The organism is Xenorhabdus sp. PR6a, assembly GCF_028599065.1.
Classification (GTDB): domain Bacteria; phylum Pseudomonadota; class Gammaproteobacteria; order Enterobacterales; family Enterobacteriaceae; genus Xenorhabdus; species Xenorhabdus doucetiae.
Map to the genome: position 1 here is coordinate 1 of NZ_JAQRFJ010000151.1, position 1,644 is coordinate 1,644.

At 40.6% G+C, this 1,644-nt stretch carries 2 protein-coding genes; one reads left to right on the forward strand and one right to left on the reverse strand.

The window, feature by feature from the left end:
- Positions 1-189: 189 nt before the first annotated feature.
- Positions 190-633 carry a hypothetical protein gene (locus PSI15_RS17930; RefSeq protein WP_045970157.1) on the reverse strand — a complete coding sequence of 148 codons (444 nt, stop codon included), beginning with the start codon at positions 631-633 and terminating at the stop codon, positions 190-192.
- Positions 634-807: 174 nt separating this feature from the next.
- On the opposite strand from PSI15_RS17930, the gene PSI15_RS17935 reads away from it, so the two are divergent.
- Positions 808-1,596, forward strand: coding sequence for a PhzF family phenazine biosynthesis protein (locus PSI15_RS17935; RefSeq protein WP_273584696.1), 789 nt, complete (start codon positions 808-810; stop codon positions 1,594-1,596).
- Positions 1,597-1,644 lie beyond the last annotated feature (48 nt).

A 1,644-nucleotide genomic window follows, 5' to 3' on the forward strand; every position in this document is an offset into this window, starting at 1 on the left:
GTTCAAAGGGCTCACACATTCCTGCAAAAGTCTTTCACCCACAACTGCTGGGTGACTGCATTGCCACGCCAGTGACTGCTAACTTTGCGAATCCTTTCGCTATCTTCCAGCAGCCTTGCACACTATTTCACAGTTTTTGTCCAGCCTCAAAGATAAATTTAATTCTTTATTAACAATGGGATAATCTGATTAATAATAACCACAAGTATCAGCGATATCAGCATAGGAATAGCCATTCCCCTGCTCTTTCTCTAACTTTTGCCTTGTTTCTCTATAGCAATGGCGTTTAGTCTGTTCTCTAAGGTGCTGCATAAATTGGTTGTTTTCCATATAGGGAGAAGTCTTAAGATGTAGTTCACCCCAATCAAAAGGAAATTTCACGTCATTTTTCTGCTTAAATTTATCATGATATTCTTTTAGTTCATCCTCCCGCTTCTCGGCCAAGGCATTATCTTCAGCCAGTTTCTCCGTATTCCAATGTCCATGATCTAAATTGTTTCTCTTTTTCAGATACTCTTCTGAGGGTTTGTTATCCGCTGGTATGTCGCTTTTGTAGCTCAAATCAAAAGCCAAGGCTTGAGAAAAACAGACTGACAAAATAAAAAATAGGCAATAGGTTCCTTTGATTTTCATCTCTTTCCTTAGGGAATGGTAACAACGAATTACTATTTAATAATCATTATTACCTGAGGTCAACATGCTAATTTCTGTATGTTTTGCAGCCAAACAAGATAACTCTTTACAAATCAATATCATTTCAACATGCTGTATACGGTTTTCCATTATAAAAAAATAAGTGAGATTCTGATGCATTCATACCCTATTTATCATGTCGATGCCTTCACAGAAAAATTGTTTTCAGGCAATCCTGCTGCTGTTGTTTTACTGGACAAATGGCCAGAGGATGAAACACTCATTTCTCTTGCTGCTGAAATTGGCCTTCCTGAAACTGCTTTTTTAGTAGAAAACCATCTGCGTTGGTTTACACCTAAAGTCGAAGTAGATTTATGTGGGCATGCAACATTGGCGACCGCGTTTGTCCTTATAGCCCACCGCAATATTCAAGATAAGTCCCTTACATTCAAGAGCCGCTCTGGTGAACTCCGCGTTTCTCACCAAGATGGCGTTTTTACATTGGATTTTCCTATCACCGATTGCCATGAAGAAAACGCCCTCATTCCTGTTATCCAAGATGCTCTGGGACAAAATGTTTCTGCCGTGTTTGCTTCACATGATCGCTATATTTGTGTTTTGGATTCCGTAGAGCAAATCACCCATACTCAGCCTGATTTTGCTAAGATTGCTGCCCTGCCCTTGCCAGGACTGACTATTACCGCTCTCGGTGATTCATCCGCTGATTTTGTTTCACGCTATTTCGCGCCTGCCAAAGGTGTTGATGAAGATCCTGTCACTGGCTCCAGCCATTGTGTTCTTGCCCCTTTCTGGGGAAAGCGGCTTGATAAAACTGAGCTTCGTGCCCGTCAATTATCCGAACGAGGGGGTGAGATGTTATGTCGAATCGATGGAGATCGTGTTTATCTGACAGGCAAAGCAAAACTCTTTTCATACGGTGAGATACTGCTTGAGAATATATAACGCCTTATTTTTAATAATAATCGGCACAAAATCACTGTAGATAAGTGT